This is a genomic window from Longilinea arvoryzae (assembly GCF_001050235.1).
GTDB lineage: Bacteria > Chloroflexota > Anaerolineae > Anaerolineales > Anaerolineaceae > Longilinea > Longilinea arvoryzae.
Genome location: NZ_DF967972.1, coordinates 3,257,847 through 3,273,735 on the forward strand (window position 1 = coordinate 3,257,847; position 15,889 = coordinate 3,273,735).

The window sequence follows — 15,889 nt, forward strand, 5'->3', positions numbered from 1 at the left end:
CGAAAATCCTGGCCTGGGTAAAAAAGAACGATCTGCGTTTTCTGAACTGCACCCCATAGGGTAGACAGAAAAAGAAAGTGGCCTCAAGGCTAAGTGGACAGACACCTGAGTTGATAGGGTGTCTGTCTTGTTTTCAATTGTATCCGTTCATAGTTGAAAAAGTAGATGTATTCGTCAACAATCTGCTTAGCCTCCTCGAAAGTAGGAGTAGAAATATTGCGTAGAGCTTCTTCTTTGAGATGGCCGAAGAAGTTTTCCATTGGCGCATTGTCCCAACAATTCCCTCTGCGCGACATGGAAGGAGTAATGCTATACTGTTGGGTAAGGACATGATATGCGTGTGAGGTATATTGATGCCCTTGGTCACTGTGGAGGATCAGTCCATCAGTGACCTTTTCTTTCTCCTGAGCCAACTTGAGGGTCCTGGTTACCAATGCCACCGAGTTTGAGAGGCTCATGGCATGAGCAACGATAAAGCCACCGTATAAATCCTTGATGGTGGATAGATAAGCCCAGCCCTGCTGTGTGGCAATGTAGGTGATATCCGTTACCCATTTCTGGTTTGGCCGAGTGGCCGCAAAGTCACGGTTGAGAATATTCTCGTAGCGATGATAGATCTCCAACTGGCTCATTTTGGTGAACATCTTGTGGCGACGTGCCACTGAGCGAATGCCCAGACAGTTCATCAAACGCAAAATGGCCTTGTGGTTGATAATGACTGAACGATATTGGCTCAACCACAGCCCAATCCGCCGGTATCCGTAAGTGCTTTTTGATGCAGCATAGGCTTCCAGGATCAGTTGTTTCCGTTCAGCATCCAAATCTGGCTGACCCTTGCGCTTAAGCCAGGCATAGTAAGCTGCTCGCGAAATCCCGAAGAAACTACACATCGCGTTCACAGGGTAGATTCCTCGATAGTGTTCGATGACCCGATATTGCGCCTCGCGAGCATAGCTGTGCGCAACTCGGTATGAAATTTTTTTAGCAGCGCATTCTCCATCTCCAGGTGGGCGATATAGGCTGGTTGGGTTAACGGCGTTTTCCGCGGCCGACCAATCGGCTTATCGAAACCAGCTTCGCCTTCCCGCCGAAAGCGCCGAACCCACTGCTCAACCAGCTCTCCGCGTGGCAGTCCCAATTCCTGAGCGGTTTCAGCGTTTGTTTTGCCTTGTTCTAAACACATCTGCACTGCCAGCAACTTTACTTCCTTGCGATAGTGAACCATCCCTTTTTCCCCAGACATAGTAAAAGCACCTCCTGCTTCTATTCTCGCATGAGGTGCTTTCTTTTCCTGTCTTGTTTTCTGGGTTCAGTTCATTCCGGATCGTTTTCTTTTTGGCGCGGGTGAAGTTTGAACCCAAAACCAATGGCTTAAGGGTAATGACCGGGATAGTTAAGAATTACGCCAGCTACAATTTATATTGTTAATATATACAATTTATTTATGAAAATGATAGCGTTTATCGCATAGAATGGGGCTATCGCAATTTCAGGCTTAGAGATCCGAGTCGGGTGTATCGCGACCGGAGAATAAGCCTTTCGCGGATATCCAGCCACGGTTTCAGACGATCGAGTAAATGAGTCATCCGTCGGGGTTTAGCAATGGAGGACTTGACAGGCGCCATTGCTATCGCGACGAATGCGTCCTCAGATGTTGGACGTTGTTTTAAGGAGCAAATATGACAGAAAAACTGTCTAGAAGAGCTTTCATGAAGTGGTTATTTGTATTGATCGGGGGTGGGGGAACCGCTTTGGTGAATTCTTTCTATCCAATGAATATACTTGGATCAGTTCCTGGGAAGAAAAGGACCCCAAAGGGCACTCCTACAGGGACAGCTACACCGACGGGTACCAAGACACCTACCCGTAGTCCAACCGTGACCCTCACATCATCGCCGACATCCACCGGACCACCAATTTCGACGAATATCGCTGCACCTGGTTCGACAGCCACGATTACACCGACTCGCACATCCACACAAGGTAACACTGTACCTCCGCCGGTGACAGGGGGGCGGGTGGTGCATATGCACAGCAATACAGCAACGGACTGGGACGGATCGAGTGATTTCTGGAACCATGTGAACCAGAGCACTGTGAATAACATGGTGGACCAGGGGATAATGATCCTGACGGGGAAATCCACATTAAGCGATGCCTGGCATGCGATTCTGCCCAACTACAGTGCCGGTCAGCCGGTGGCAATCAAGGTGAATTTTAACAATACGATCAGTTGGGGGTGTGGAAGTACCTCGAGCGTCATCAACGCCTTGATCCAACCGGTGAATGCGGTGGTCAGGGGATTGAAAGGGATTGGCGTTGCGGAAGGGGATGTTTGGGTGTACGATGCTTCGAACCGCGTGATTCCTGACTACTTTGTAAACGGTGGAATCTATGCGGTTAAATACTTTGGAGGTTGTCGTCGGGACGTGAATTGGGCGGGGGGTAGCCCCGTGAATTTCTTCCCGCCAGCGGGTGTGGCAATGCCAGGGCCAAACAAAATACCGGGGCTGCTGGTGGATACAGCCTACCTAATTAACATGCCGATTATGAAGAACCACAGCGTGGCCGGGGTAACATTGTCGTTCAAGCACCACCTGGGGTCGATCAATAACCCCGGGGGACTCCATAGCCAAATCTTTGTGAACAATGAAGGAACGAATTACAGCGATACCTACAACCCATTGATCGATCTATACAAGAACTTGAACATTGGGCCAAAGACGGTGCTGACGATCGGGGATGGAATATTCGGGTGCAAGGGGCAGGAGGATCTGGCACCGTCAGTATGGAGCACGTTTGGGGGAAAGGCGCCGAACAGCCTGTTGTTTGCGACCGACCCGGTAGCAATTGACAGTGTGATGTATGACTTGTTGAATGCAGAACCGTACGCACAACCACCCGCCCTCTCCGACAACTACTTGCGGTTGGCGCAGAATGCAGGCCTTGGGGTGTTCGAGCATGGCGACCCCTGGGGCACCGGTTACCAGCGTATCGACTACCGTAAGAGGGAGATCTAGTCGAATACTTCCTCTCATAACCGGAGTAAGTGATTGTATTCCCGCAGAGACATGCCGATCCCGAATTCGGTCTTTCTTCATGCCACGGGTTGGAAATACCGGCTATGTTCGGGTGGGAAAATCACTGCCATATTGAGTCTTTGGAAAAATCAAGCCGCTTATCGTTTTCAGCGCCCCGGCTTTTCTTCAAGAGACCCGGAAGTTGATAGAAATGGGGAAGTAGATGCAAAAATCGCCGTATATGGGGTGTTCCAAAAAAAATAAATCCCCTAGATACAGGGGATTTTGGGAGTGGCGAGGGTGGGATTTGAACCCACAACCAATGGCTTATGAGTCCACTGCTCCACCGTTGAGCTACCTCGCCGTGTTGTGCGGGGGTTAGTTTACTATGAGGGCCCTTTTTTGTCAATAAAACTGATTGCAAAAATTCAGGGCATTTATCCGAAACCCAGACCCTTTTCTTTCATCGATACATAGCGTCCCTGCCCGATCACCAGGTGATCCAGCAGTTCGATGTCCATCAACTTGCCGGCCTGGATGACGCCGCGCGTCAAGGCCACGTCTTCCGGGCTGGGCGTCGGATCGCCGCTGGGGTGATTGTGCACCACCAGGATGGAAGCCGCGTTGCGCTGGATGGCCGGCCGGAACAATTCGCCGATGCGCACCATCGACGAGTTCAACGAGCCCTTGTAGATCTTCTCGATGCCCAGCACGCGGTTGCGTGTGTCGAGCGCCATCACCCACAACTGCTCCTGCGGCAGCGCCGCCATTTCATAGCGCACCAGTTCGGCGGCTTCACCGGGTGAATGCACCGCCGGGCGGTCTTCGACGGACTGCGCGGCCAGGCGGCGTCCCAGTTCGATGGCCGCTTTGATCTGGGCCGCCTTGGCCGTCCCCAGGCCTTTGACAGCGCAAACCTCGCTGAACGAAGCGCGCTGCAAACCGGACAACCCGTGAAATTCCTGCAGCAGACGGTGCCCCAACTGGACCGCGTTTTCACCCTGGATGCCCACCCGCAGCAGGATGGCCAGCAGTTCGGCGTTGTTCAACGCCTCCGCGCCGAGCATTTCCAACCGTTCGCGCGGGCGGTCGTTGCTCTCCAGATCCAGAATCCGATATCCCCCGGCCTGTTCTTTGACCATTTTCGCCCCGTTGATCTATATTGTAATTGTTTTTGACTATAGTAGAAATTTATTTTTTTCGCAAGCTGGATCGAGGATGAAAAACCGTTTGAGTCATCCCATGCTATAATTTAGCTTTGGAGAATTTCCATGACGTTCGATCCCACCACTCTCAGCAATTTCACGTTATTTGGCACGGCCTTCGCCGCGGCGTTCATCGCCGCGCTCTGGCTCAGCCTGGTGATCTGGACATTCCGGGATATCCGCTCGCGAGCGCGCGATCCCCTGGCCCGTGTGCTCGCGATTTTGGTGGTCGCAGTTCTCTTCCTGCCGGGTGTGCTGGTTTACCTCATTCTGCGTCCCGCCCGGACCCTGGAAGAAGAATATCAGCGATCTCTCGAAGAAGAAGCTCTGTTGCAAACCATCGAAGAAATCCCGGTCTGCCCGGGCTGTTCGCGGCACATCGAGCCGGATTGGATCGCCTGCCCGCACTGCCACACCCGCCTGAAAAAGCGCTGCCACCAGTGCGGCCGCCTGATGGAGCTGCCGTGGAACCTGTGCCCCTATTGCGCCACCCCGGCTCCGGGCGCGCGCCGTGAAAATATCACCATGGAAGAGGCCCTCCAGACACTGCCCAATGAAGCTCCCGCAGACGAACCGCCCTCCCAACCGGTCGCGGTGGAAGTCGACGAGCCTCAAGCAGCCGAGACAAAGCCGATCGAGGAAAATCCAACCGAGAGCCAGGAACCATAGTTGGTATAATTGGACCATGTATAATCTTTCGCCGATTGAACCGGTAGATTATCTCATTATTGGTCATCTCACTCAGGATATGACTGAAAATGGCCCCGTACTCGGCGGTACGGCATCTTATGCTGCCCGCACGGCCCTGGCCATCGGGCTGCGGGTCGGTATTGTCACCTCGTGCGCCAGCGATATCGCGCTGGATAGCCTTAATGGCGCAGCCATTAGCATGCGCGCCTCCGAATATTCCACCACCTTCGAAAACATTCAAACGCCGAACGGGCGAATTCAATATCTACACCACCTCGCCTCGGGGTTGGACTATTCCATGGTCCCGCGCACCTGGCAGGATGCCCCCATCGTTCATCTGGGACCGATCGCCCAGGAAGTGGACCCCAAACTGGCGCGGGCCTTTCCCGATTCTCAGGTCTGCCTGACGCCGCAGGGCTGGCTGCGCACCTGGAATTCCGACCATAAAGTGCATCCCACCGACTGGCCGGAAGCGCGATATGTTCTGGAGAACGCCAGCGCGGCCGTCCTCAGCATCGAGGACGTTCAGGGTGACGAAAGCATCCTCGAAGACATGCTTTCGTCGATTCGCATTCTGGTCGTCACCGAAGGCGCCCGCGGATCCCGGCTTTACTGGAATGGCGATCTCCGCTACTTCCGGCCACCCGAGGTGCCTGAAATCGACCCGACCGGCGCCGGAGATATATTCGCCGCCGCATTCTTTGTCCGTCTCTACCAGACGCACGATCCCTGGGAGGCGGCCCGTTTTGCCACCCAACTGGCAGCCAATTCCGTCACCCGCCCCGGTCTGGCCGGCACGCCGACCATCGATGAGGTGCAAACGGCGCTGCTCGAAATCATTCCAAAGGCATAACCACCATGGCCCGTATCTATACACTGGCAAATCAAAAAGGCGGCGTAGGAAAGACGACCTGCGCGATCAATCTGGGCGCGTACCTGGGTTATTACGGGCAGCGTGTCCTGCTGGTCGATCTGGATCCGCAGGCAAACGCCACTTCCTCGCTTGGCATCGACAAGAAAACGGTCAAGAGCGGCACCTACGAGGTGCTGATCGGCGCCAATCCGGTCGGGCCGCAGATATTACATAATCCGAAGCTGAAAATATCCGTCCTGCCGTCATCGCCCGCCCTGGCCGGCGCGGAAATCGAACTCATCGAGATGGCGAACCGGGAACAACGCCTCAAGGATGCACTCGCGCCGGTCATGGATCGCTACGACTACATCCTGATCGATTGCCCGCCGTCGCTCAGTTTGCTGACCATCAACGGGCTCATTGCCGGGCGGAATGGCGTGCTCATTCCGGTGCAGTGCGAATACCTGGCTCTCGAAGGGTTGGGCCAATTGACCCAGACATTGACCCGGGTGCGCACTTCGTTGTTCCCCAACCTGCAGGTTCGGGGCGTGATTCTGACCATGTACGACGGCCGGACTCGCCTGGCCATGGATGTGGTTGGTGAGGTCAAGAAGTATTTCCCGGAGAAGGTTTTCCAAACGATTATTCCGCGCAGCATCCGTCTGGCAGAAGCCCCTTCCTACGGGCAGCCCATTTCGCTCTACGCGCCTGATTCGACCGCCGCGCGCTCCTATGCGGCTCTGGCGCGGGAATTGCTGGAACAGGACGGAATTCATATTCCCGTGTTCAGTGAGGAAGGATGATGTCTATGGCTCGCAAAGGTGGCCTGGGTAAGGGTCTGGATGCGCTTATTCCGGGGGGAACTTCCTCGCCGGCAGAGGGGACGTCGACCTTCGATGTATCCATCGAGAAGATCGTTCCCAATCCACTTCAACCGCGCAGTACGATGCAGCCCGAAGCCCTGGAAGAACTGGCCGCCTCCATTCGCGAACACGGCGTCCTGCAGCCCCTGCTCGTGACTTATGACGCTGCCAACGACACGTACATTCTGGTTGCCGGTGAGCGCCGCCTGCGGGCTTCCCGACTGGCCGGTCTGGAGTCCGTGCCGGTGTTGGTACGCCAGGCCACCGAGCAACAGCGCCTGGAACTGGCTTTGATCGAAAACGTGCAGCGCGCCGATCTGACCGCGCTTGAAACCGCCGAAGCCTACCGCCAGTTGGCGGATGATTTTCATCTTTCGCACGAAGACATTGCCGCGCGGGTTGGAAAGAACCGCGTGACGGTGACCAATACGCTTCGCCTGCTCAAACTCCCCATCGAACTCCGTCAGGCGCTGGCAGATGGTCGTATCACCGAAGGTCATGCGCGGGCGCTGCTGGGCCTTCCATCCGATAAAGCCCAGACGGCCGCATTGGAAACCATCCTGCGTCACGACCTGAACGTCCGCCAGACCGAAGACCTGGTGCGAAAGTTATTGGGCGAACGCATCAAGAAGGCCGGGCCGCGCGATCCCGATCCGGAAATCACCGCCATCGAACAGCGCCTGCAGGAAGCCCTGGGCACCCGGGTGGCCATCCGGCACGGGCGCAAGGGTGGCAGCGTCGTCATTCACTATTATTCGGACGAAGAACTCGATACTCTGATCACCACCCTTACCAGGTCATAACATGCGCATACTGCATCACGCAAGGATACGCACGCTGAACTCGCATCAGCCGTTTGCGGCGGCCCTGGCCGTTGAAAACGGCCGGATTCTGGCCGTTGGCAGCAATAAAGACGTGCTCGCGCTGGCCAACCGTAATACCCAGATCGAAGATCTGCATGGACAGACAGTCTGGCCCGGCCTGACCGATGCCCACCTGCACCTGGAAGCCTACGCGGCCAGCCTGGACCGGGTGGATTGCGAAACCGCGACCCTTGCGGAATGCCTGGGCCGCATCGCCGAACGCGCCCGCGTCACCCCGGATGGGGCCTGGATTCTGGGCCACGGTTTCGACCAGAATCAGTGGCAGGGCGGTTATGGAACGGCAGGCGACCTGGACGCCGCTGCGGGCGATCGCCCGGTTTATATTACAGCCAAGTCGCTGCACGCGGGTTGGGCGAACAGCGCTGCCCTCCGCATGGCCGGCGTCGACCGCGACACCCCCGAGATCGAAGGCGGCCAGATACAGCGTGACAGGAATGGCGTCCCGACCGGCATCCTGCTGGAAAACGCCGTCCGCTTCGTCGAGCGCATTTTGCCGGCGCCGGATGAGGTGGCGGTCGCCGCGGCCATCGAACGCGCCCAGGAAAAGCTGTGGAGCATGGGGCTTACCGGCGTGCACGATAATGACCGCCGGCGCTGTTTTCAGGCGCTTCAGCAATTGGATCAACAAGGCAGACTGCGCCTGCGTGTCGTAAAGAATTTACCCTTCGACCAGCTCGCCGAAGCCGTCGCAGTCGGTCTGCGCAGCGGATTTGGCGGTGATTTTCTGCGCATCGGATCGATCAAGATGTTTGCCGATGGCGCGCTGGGCCCCCAAACCGCGGCCATGTTGCAACCCTACCAATACAGCGCCAACACGGGTGTTTTGCAGTTGGATGCCGGTCAGGTGTTCGAAGCCGGTGAACAGGCAGTTCGAAGTGGTTTGAGTCTGGCCATTCACGCCATCGGGGACTGCGCCAACCATGAGGTGCTTGCCGGTTATGAGATGCTGCGCGCTTATGAGCGTCAAAATCACCTGGCGCACCTGCGCCACCGCATCGAGCATGTCCAGATTCTGGCGCCCGGCGATTTACACCGCCTGACGGATCTCGATCTGGTCGCGTCGGTCCAACCCATCCACGCCACGTCCGATATGGATACCGCCGACCGTCACCTGGGAAGCCGGACGCAGTACGCCTACGCCTATCGAACCCTGTTGGAGGCCGGCACCCGGCTCGCGTTTGGTTCGGATGCGCCTGTCGAATCCCCCAATCCGTTTCTGGGGTTGCATGCCGCGGTCAATCGCACGCGTCCATCGGGGTACCCGGGCGCTGAGGGTTGGCGCCCCGAGCAGCGCATCTCTCTCGAGGCTGCGCTGGCCGCCTATACAACCGGTCCGGCCTTCGCCGCGGGTCGTGAGCGGGAACTGGGCCAATTGATGCCCGATTTTTATGCCGATCTGATCGTGCTCGCGGAGGATCCTTTCGATTTACCGCCGCAATCGCTGCACAACCGGTTGCCGGCTGCCACCATGGTCGGCGGTGAATGGGTATTCCGGCATTAATCTTGCACCGTTGGGGATGGAATGACTGAGACTGGTTCACTGACTCCTGAAATTCTGGTCGCCCGACTGGGAGACTCCCTGGTCGAGAAAGGTTTAATTTCTCCGGCTGACCTAGAGAAAGCGCTGCAAGTTCAACAGGCCCACACGCAAAAAGGCCAGACCCCGCTGCTGGGCAAGATTCTGATCGACATGAAGTTGATCGATCAACCCGCGCTGGATCAGGTTGTGACCGAGCAAATCCTTCAACTGCGAACCGCTCTTCAGGAAAAGAACAACCAGCTCGAAGAAGCCAATAACTTCCTCGAGTTGCGCGTGCAGGAACGCACGGCCGAACTTCAAAATGCCTTGACCAAGCTGGCCGAGCTCTCCCAATTGAAGTCGAATTTCGTCGCCAATATTTCTCATGAACTGCGCACGCCGTTGACCCACATTCGGGGCTATCTTGAATTGCTGTCTTCCGGCGACCTCGGAACGGTCAATAATGAACAATATCGCAGTCTCATGACCATGCAGCGTTCGACCGACCGGCTGGAAAAACTGATCGAGGATTTGATCATGTTCTCGATGGCCGAGCATGGGACGATCAATCTGCACGTCAAGACCGTCAATATCAACCAGTTGTGCAAGGACCTGGTGGAAGCGTTCCAACAACTGGCCAACGAGCATCACCACACCCTCACCTTCGAGAGCAACCATAATTCGGCCAACCTTCAGGCCGATCGCGAAAAGATGCAATGGGTGATCCAGCAGTTGATCGAGAATGCCATCAAATTCACACCCGACGGCGGCACGATCCAGGTCAAGACGGAAAAAGAAAACGAATTCATTGCCGTCCGCGTCAGCGACAACGGCATTGGAATGCCTCAGGAACGAATCGATGAGATTTTCGAACCCTTCCACCAACTCGACGGCTCTTCCACCCGCAAATACGGCGGCACCGGGCTGGGGTTGGCGTTGGTGAAAAAGATCATCGAAGCCCACGGTTCGATGATCCGGGTCACTTCGCAACCGGGCCGGGGAAGCACCTTCGAATTTTTACTGCGGACCGCAGATTGAGAATTAGTATATAATTCTACCGATGAAACTCGCGGTGCAAACTTCTCCATTAACCTTCGAAGACTTGTACAAAGTAAATCAGATCGTCGTACAAGCCAAGGGATGGAAATCTGCAGTAGATGAAATCGCGCGCTTTATCCGGCCGCATTTTATCTTTGATAATCTGGTCATCTATTTCATCGACCCCAATACCAAACACATCGACACCGCTTATGCCCGCGCCATGGGGCGCGGTAAAAAAGCTGAAGCGGATGTTTCCTGGGGAGAAACGGTTGCTGCACAGGTCTGCAATTCGGGGCAGATGAAATTGATCGAGCCGGATGAGCCGATGACCATCGATCGTCTGCGCAGACCTTACATTCTGGGCGTCCCATTATCTCGGAAAAAGAACATCCTTGGAACCATCATTTTCATTCGATTTGGCAGCCCGCCCTTCACAGAAGATCAAATCGAATTCGCCCAATTCATGGCCGGTGAAATATCCCTGCTCATTGATGATGATCTGCGCTCCGAACGGCTCGACGAACTGGAAGCCCAACATCACATTTTCCGCCTGCAGGAAGATTTCATGTCCACCCTTTCCCATGAAATTCGGACGCCATTGGGTTTCATCAAGGGTTACACCACCACCCTGCTGCGTCCGGATACCTCATGGGATGCCCACACCCAGCGTGAGTTTCTACAAATCGTCGATAATGAAACCGATCGCCTGCAAGAATTGATCGATGACTTGCTCGATTCGGCCCGCCTTCAGTCCGGACGGATGCAGATGAATTTTCAGGTCGTGCGCCTGGATGCCGTGATCAACGACCTGATCATGCGCATGCACCTGCACCAGCCGGATATGGTCATCAACCTCGATTGCGACCAACCTCTGAATTTGATCGAAGGGGATCCGGTTCGCCTGGCACAAGTATTGCAAAACCTGCTTAACAACGCTGCAAAGTACGCCCCGGGATCGGAAGTTTGGGTTAACATACGGAATATCGAGAACGGCGCTCAAATCGATGTCATCGACCACGGTCCGGGCATTCCTCCGCAGTACGTACCCTATATTTTCGATCGGTTTTTCCGCAATCCGGAACAGGCGCCCAACGTTCACGGAAACGGCCTAGGTTTGTTCATCTGCAAGCAGATCATCGAAGCGCACCAGGGGGATATTTCTGTCAAGTCCACGCCGGGTGTTGGTTCCACCTTTACCGTCTTTCTGCGAGACCATATTTAGATCGATTAGTGACAGAGGGAGAGAAAGCATGGGAACACGTATCCTGGTCGTAGACGATGAAGTCTTATATCAACACCTTGTGAAAGTAAACCTGGAAGCCGAAGGTTATGAGGTCATTACCGCCAGCAACGGCGAAGAGGCCCTGGAAACCGTGGCCAGCAAGCATCCAGATATGGTGATTTTGGACGTCATGATGCCGCGCCTGGACGGCTGGACCACCTGCGAGAGAATTCGTCAGTTCTCGTCCGTTCCCATCATCATGCTGACCGCCAAGGGCGAAGAACAGGATCGCGTTCGCGGCCTGAACGTCGGCGCTGACGACTATGTCGTCAAGCCTTTTTCGGCCACCGAACTGGTGGCGCGCGTTCGGGCTGTCCTTCGTCGGGCAAAAACCTCCGAACAGGTTGGGCAAAATCGCTACTTTGCCCACGGCAATTTAAAGATCGATTTTGCCCGCGCCGAGGTCTGGAAAGACAGCAAACCCGTCTATCTTTCGGCGACCGAATATCGCCTGTTGATCCAGTTCGCCCAACATATCGGCCAGGTGCTCACCGCCGAAGAATTATTGACCGCCATCTGGGGACCACAATACAGCGAGGATAAGGAAATCCTGTGGGTCAGTATTGCCCGGTTGCGCCAAAAGTTGGAAGATAATCCCCATTCCCCTCAACATATCGTCACCCGTTCCGGTCTGGGATATCTCATGCCGCCCATCGAGAAATCCAATCTCGGATAATTCTCCTGAAAGGGATTGTCGAATGATGGTCATTGAACATACAAAGCTCAAAAAAGAACAACGCACCAAGATTTTTTCCAATGTCATCTTCAAACGTCCGATTAATGTCGTGATCCAGACCACGGATCACAAGATTTGCGGGAATGTTCACGTGCGACCCGATGATCGTTTACGCGATGAATTGAATATGTCCGAACCCTTCTTAGCCGTGACGGATGCGACAATCTTCGACCAAAACGAACAGGTCCTTTACAAGACCAAATTCATTGCCGTTAATGTCGCTCACATTATCTGGTTGTTACCCCAGGATGAAATTAATCCATCACAGGATGAAAAATGACAACTCCGGCCTCAATTCGTGGGCCAGAACTGGCCAAACTAAAATCCTATATTGTCAACTTTATTTCCCACGAGTTGGAAAATCAACCTCCGACCACGGGGGATCGCCGAAAGGTCGTCGATGAATTGATGCGACAGGCCTATGCATCCACACGCCTGTCGCTTCCCACGACCATCCACGACCAATTGTTCCACGACATTCTGGATGATATCCTGGGCTTTGGTCCCCTGCAGCCCCTGCTGGATGACCCTGACATCACCGAAGTCATGGTCAATGGCCCCAAAAGCATTTACATCGAACGCAAGGGCAAACTGACGAAGACCAACATTACACTGGAAAACGACGACCAGGTATTGCACCTGATCGAAAAGATCATTCTGCCTTTGGGCCGGCGGGTTGACTCGGACAGCCCCATGGTGGATGCGCGTTTGCCCGATGGATCGCGCGTTAACGCGGTCATTCCTCCCGTTGCCATCGATGGCCCTTCCATTACCATCCGAAAATTCTCAAAGGATAAACTGGCCATCGACCAATTGATTAAATTCGGCTCACTCACGCAAGGTATGGCCGATTTCATCAAGGCCTGCGTCCTGGCACGTTTGAATATCGTCATTTCAGGCGGTACAGGCTCGGGTAAAACCACTCTGCTGAATGTCCTCTCGGGTTTCATTCCGGAGACCGAACGGGTGGTAACCATCGAAGATGCCGCCGAATTGAAACTGCTGCAGGATCACGTGGTGCGCATGGAAGCCAAGCCGGCCAACTCGGAAGGGCGCAATGAGGTCAGCATCCGCGACATGGTGCGTAACGCCCTTCGTATGCGCCCCGATCGCATCATCGTTGGCGAAGTCCGCGGCGGCGAGGCATTGGATATGCTTCAGGCCATGAACACCGGCCATGACGGATCGCTCACCACGCTGCACGCCAACACACCCCGCGATGCCATCTCGCGTCTTGAAACGATGTGCCTGATGTCGGGCATGGAATTACCGGTCAAAGTGGTTCGCGAGCAGATTGCATCGGCCATCGATTTGATCGTTCAGCAATCGCGTATGCGCGATGGCAGCCGGAAAGTGACCTCCGTAACCGAAGTGGCCGGCATGGAAGGCGACACCGTCGTCATGACTGAAATCTTCCGGTTCGAGCAAGTCGGCGTGGATAAGGAAGGCAAGGTGATCGGCGAGCTCAAGCCGACCGGTATTCGCCCGCTCTTCACGCCTCGCCTGGAAGCAGCCGGCATCCATCTGGGCGCGGATGTATTTGGGGCAAATTTATCGGATATGTTATCTCCTCAAAACAGGAGACGGTGAGACATTTTCATATATAATGTCCTTATCTCCGTTTGATTTAGGATGCATATGAATAAGAATCAAAGGCTGATCACACTCCGCATGCATAAACTTGGCGTTCTTCTATATGACGCCCGTCTGGCAACGCGGCGAAGCATTGAGGAATGCGCTGAAGCTATCGGTGTATCACCCGAGACCTTTAAGTCCTTCGAGGCTGGCGTAACCGCCCCCTCGCTGCCCCAGTTGGAAGCCCTGGCTTTTTTCCTGGACGTACCCATCGAGCATTTCTGGGGAAATGAAGCGCTCTCCGAATCCGCTGCAAATGAAACGGTCAACGACGCAAATCGCTTGTCGCAAATCCGTAATCGCATCATCGGAACGCGCCTGAAATTGCTGCGCACCGAACGGAATTTTTCGCTGGAAGAATTCTCTAAAGAATCTTCTGTTCCCATCGAGAGGCTATCCGCCTTCGAAGAAGGCCGGGGTTCGTTATCGCTTCCGGAGTTGGAAGTCGTATCCTTAATTCTGGATATCCGTTTGGAATCCTTCCTGGATGAACATGGCGTGATCGGTGCATGGCGTTCCCAGCAGATCACGGTCCAAAAATTCATGGAGCTTTCGGAACGCCAACAGCAGTTCATCCTCCAACCGGTCAATCGTCCTTATCTTGAGTTGGCCATGCGACTTAGCGAGCTATCCGTCGAGAAGTTGCGCGGCATCGCCGAAGGTCTATTGGAGATCACTTACTAACCACTATGGAAAACGTAACCGTCGTATCCCCTCGCGACCTGGTTAACCAGGCTCAAACGGCTTATGAGGCCGAAGAATTCCAACAGGCTGCCCGGTTATTTTTAGATGCCGCTGAGGCATATAAAACTTCCGGCGATGACATTCTGGCTGCCGAAGCCATGAACAACCAATCCGTCGCGCTTCTGAAAGCCGGCGACGCCAAGGGCGCGCTGGCAGCCGCGGAGGGCACCGACCAGATTTTTGCATCGGTCGGGGATCAACGCCGACAGGCCATGGCGCTGGGGAACGTGGCCTCGGCATTGGATGACCTGAAAGAACGCGAACGGGCCCTGGATCTTTATCGTCAATCCGCAGCCTTGTTCGAGAAGATCAACGAACCGGACTTACGCGCGCTGGTCATGCAGCGCATTTCTTCCATTCAAATGCAGCAGGGGAAACGCATCGAAGCCATGGCAACCATGCAGGATGGTCTTGCGCAAAAGAAAAACCTATCTCTGGCGGACCGTATTTTGAAAGGGTTGCTGCGCACCATTGGTAAAATGGCGGGTAAATCTTAATCTCCATTTTGAAACGAGAGCCTGCCTGAAAAGGCAGGCTGCTTTTTCAAATGAGCGACCTCATTTCCATCCGCGATGCACGACCTCAAGACATCAGTGACCTGGCTTTCTTATTGAACCAGGCACCCTATGTGCACCGGCATTTGGACTGGCGCCTGCCTCTGGATTGGATTGGTGAAGAATTCTTCTGGATCCTGGAACAAAGCCAGCGCATCCAGGCGGTTTTTGCCTGTCCTGCTGATCCGCCGGGAATCGCCTGGGTGCGGCTCTTCGCCAGCAGCGCCCTCATCCAGCCGGATGAAGCCTGGGATCGCCTTTTCGAGCATGCCCTGAATCGAATTGGGCCTGGTTCGAATATCAAGTTGGCAGCCATTTCATTGCAGAATTGGTTCGAGCAGTTATTGGTGCGCCACGGCTGGTCGCTTCATCAACAGATTGTCACCCTGGGCTGGTCAGGCGACTTTTCGGCGGTTCAGCCCCTGCCGGATGGCGCAGTCATTCGACCGATCCTGCCCGAGGATTTACCCGAGGTCACCCGTCTGGATAATTTGGCCTTCGAACCGCTCTGGCAGCTTTCGCTCACAGCGCTCACCCAGGCGTATGAACAGAGCGCCTTTTCTACCCTGATGGAAATCGATCAGCGCATCGTCGCTTATCAGATCAGCACCGCCACCGCGTACAGCGCTCACCTGGCCCGTTTGGCCGTACGACCCGAGTTGCAGGGCAAAAAGATCGGTTATGGTCTGGTCTATGACCTGCTGAAGCGCCTGGAACGATTGCATATCTGGTCGGTCACCGTGAATACGCAGCATGACAATCTGGCTTCCCAGGCTCTTTACCGGCATCTTGGGTTCGCGCACACAGGCGACCAATTTCCGGTTCTGGTTTATCCACTCTAATGTCCATTTAATTTACTTTTT

17 protein-coding genes and 1 tRNA gene are annotated in these 15,889 nt (G+C 54.8%); 14 read left to right on the top strand and 4 right to left on the bottom strand.

From position 1 onward, the window contains the following. Window positions 1-89: 89 nt before the first annotated feature. Entirely contained in the window at window positions 90-899 is an 810-nt protein-coding gene (locus tag LARV_RS14485; RefSeq protein ID WP_236709973.1) for an IS3 family transposase, read from the bottom strand. Further along, window positions 896-1,243, bottom strand: a complete 348-nt coding sequence (locus tag LARV_RS14490) for a helix-turn-helix domain-containing protein (RefSeq protein WP_075073994.1) — start codon at window positions 1,241-1,243, stop codon at window positions 896-898. Before LARV_RS14490 ends, LARV_RS14485 begins: the two co-directional genes overlap by 4 nt. A 784-nt stretch (window positions 1,244-2,027) precedes the next feature. Between LARV_RS14490 and LARV_RS14495 the strand changes: the two genes are divergently transcribed. Beyond that, a complete protein-coding gene (locus LARV_RS14495; protein ID WP_075074304.1) occupies window positions 2,028-3,020 on the top strand; it encodes a DUF362 domain-containing protein in 993 nt (330 codons plus the stop codon). A 292-nt stretch (window positions 3,021-3,312) separates the two neighbouring features. Here the strand turns inward: LARV_RS14495 and LARV_RS14500 are convergent. Beyond that, window positions 3,313-3,384, bottom strand: a tRNA-Met gene (locus LARV_RS14500). A 73-nt stretch (window positions 3,385-3,457) separates the two neighbouring features. Further along, on the bottom strand, window positions 3,458-4,162 hold the full coding sequence (gene radC, locus LARV_RS14505; protein ID WP_075074305.1) for a RadC family protein: 705 nt from the start codon (window positions 4,160-4,162) through the stop codon (window positions 3,458-3,460). A 129-nt stretch (window positions 4,163-4,291) separates the two neighbouring features. Between radC and LARV_RS14510 the strand changes: the two genes are divergently transcribed. From LARV_RS14510 to LARV_RS14570, 13 genes are all read left to right on the top strand, one after another. Beyond that, the gene (locus LARV_RS14510; protein ID WP_075074306.1) at window positions 4,292-4,894 is read left to right on the top strand and encodes a zinc ribbon domain-containing protein; all 603 of its coding nucleotides are present in this window, start codon (window positions 4,292-4,294) and stop codon (window positions 4,892-4,894) included. Between the two features lie 79 nt (window positions 4,895-4,973). After that, window positions 4,974-5,768 (top strand): PfkB family carbohydrate kinase, encoded by a 795-nt coding sequence (locus LARV_RS14515; RefSeq protein WP_172797887.1) that lies wholly within the window; start codon window positions 4,974-4,976, stop codon window positions 5,766-5,768. Window positions 5,769-5,773: 5 nt separating this feature from the next. Then, window positions 5,774-6,571: a ParA family protein gene (locus LARV_RS14520; RefSeq protein ID WP_075074308.1), complete on the top strand. Its 798-nt coding sequence runs from the start codon at window positions 5,774-5,776 to the stop codon at window positions 6,569-6,571. Between the two features lie 5 nt (window positions 6,572-6,576). Next, entirely contained in the window at window positions 6,577-7,434 is an 858-nt protein-coding gene (locus LARV_RS14525; protein WP_075074309.1) for a ParB/RepB/Spo0J family partition protein, read from the top strand. A 1-nt stretch (window position 7,435) separates the two neighbouring features. Continuing rightward, window positions 7,436-9,016: an amidohydrolase gene (locus LARV_RS14530; RefSeq protein ID WP_075074310.1), complete on the top strand. Its 1,581-nt coding sequence runs from the start codon at window positions 7,436-7,438 to the stop codon at window positions 9,014-9,016. A 21-nt stretch (window positions 9,017-9,037) separates the two neighbouring features. Continuing rightward, the gene (locus LARV_RS14535) at window positions 9,038-10,072 is read left to right on the top strand and encodes a sensor histidine kinase (protein WP_075074311.1); all 1,035 of its coding nucleotides are present in this window, start codon (window positions 9,038-9,040) and stop codon (window positions 10,070-10,072) included. Between the two features lie 34 nt (window positions 10,073-10,106). Then, window positions 10,107-11,297, top strand: coding sequence for a GAF domain-containing sensor histidine kinase (locus LARV_RS14540; RefSeq protein ID WP_236709984.1), 1,191 nt, complete (start codon window positions 10,107-10,109; stop codon window positions 11,295-11,297). A gap of 28 nt (window positions 11,298-11,325) precedes the next feature. Continuing rightward, the gene (locus LARV_RS14545; protein ID WP_075074313.1) at window positions 11,326-12,033 is read left to right on the top strand and encodes a response regulator transcription factor; all 708 of its coding nucleotides are present in this window, start codon (window positions 11,326-11,328) and stop codon (window positions 12,031-12,033) included. A gap of 22 nt (window positions 12,034-12,055) precedes the next feature. Then, window positions 12,056-12,373, top strand: coding sequence for a DUF6812 domain-containing protein (locus tag LARV_RS14550; RefSeq protein WP_083522593.1), 318 nt, complete (start codon window positions 12,056-12,058; stop codon window positions 12,371-12,373). Continuing rightward, the gene (locus tag LARV_RS14555) at window positions 12,370-13,683 is read left to right on the top strand and encodes a CpaF family protein (RefSeq protein WP_075074314.1); all 1,314 of its coding nucleotides are present in this window, start codon (window positions 12,370-12,372) and stop codon (window positions 13,681-13,683) included. Before LARV_RS14550 ends, LARV_RS14555 begins: the two co-directional genes overlap by 4 nt. Before the next feature lie 48 nt (window positions 13,684-13,731). Beyond that, window positions 13,732-14,412 (top strand): helix-turn-helix domain-containing protein, encoded by a 681-nt coding sequence (locus LARV_RS14560; protein ID WP_075074315.1) that lies wholly within the window; start codon window positions 13,732-13,734, stop codon window positions 14,410-14,412. Between the two features lie 5 nt (window positions 14,413-14,417). Next, the gene (locus tag LARV_RS14565; protein ID WP_075074316.1) at window positions 14,418-14,969 is read left to right on the top strand and encodes a soluble NSF attachment family protein; all 552 of its coding nucleotides are present in this window, start codon (window positions 14,418-14,420) and stop codon (window positions 14,967-14,969) included. A gap of 50 nt (window positions 14,970-15,019) precedes the next feature. Beyond that, on the top strand, window positions 15,020-15,868 hold the full coding sequence (locus LARV_RS14570) for a GNAT family N-acetyltransferase (protein ID WP_075074317.1): 849 nt from the start codon (window positions 15,020-15,022) through the stop codon (window positions 15,866-15,868). Window positions 15,869-15,889: the final 21 nt, after the last annotated feature.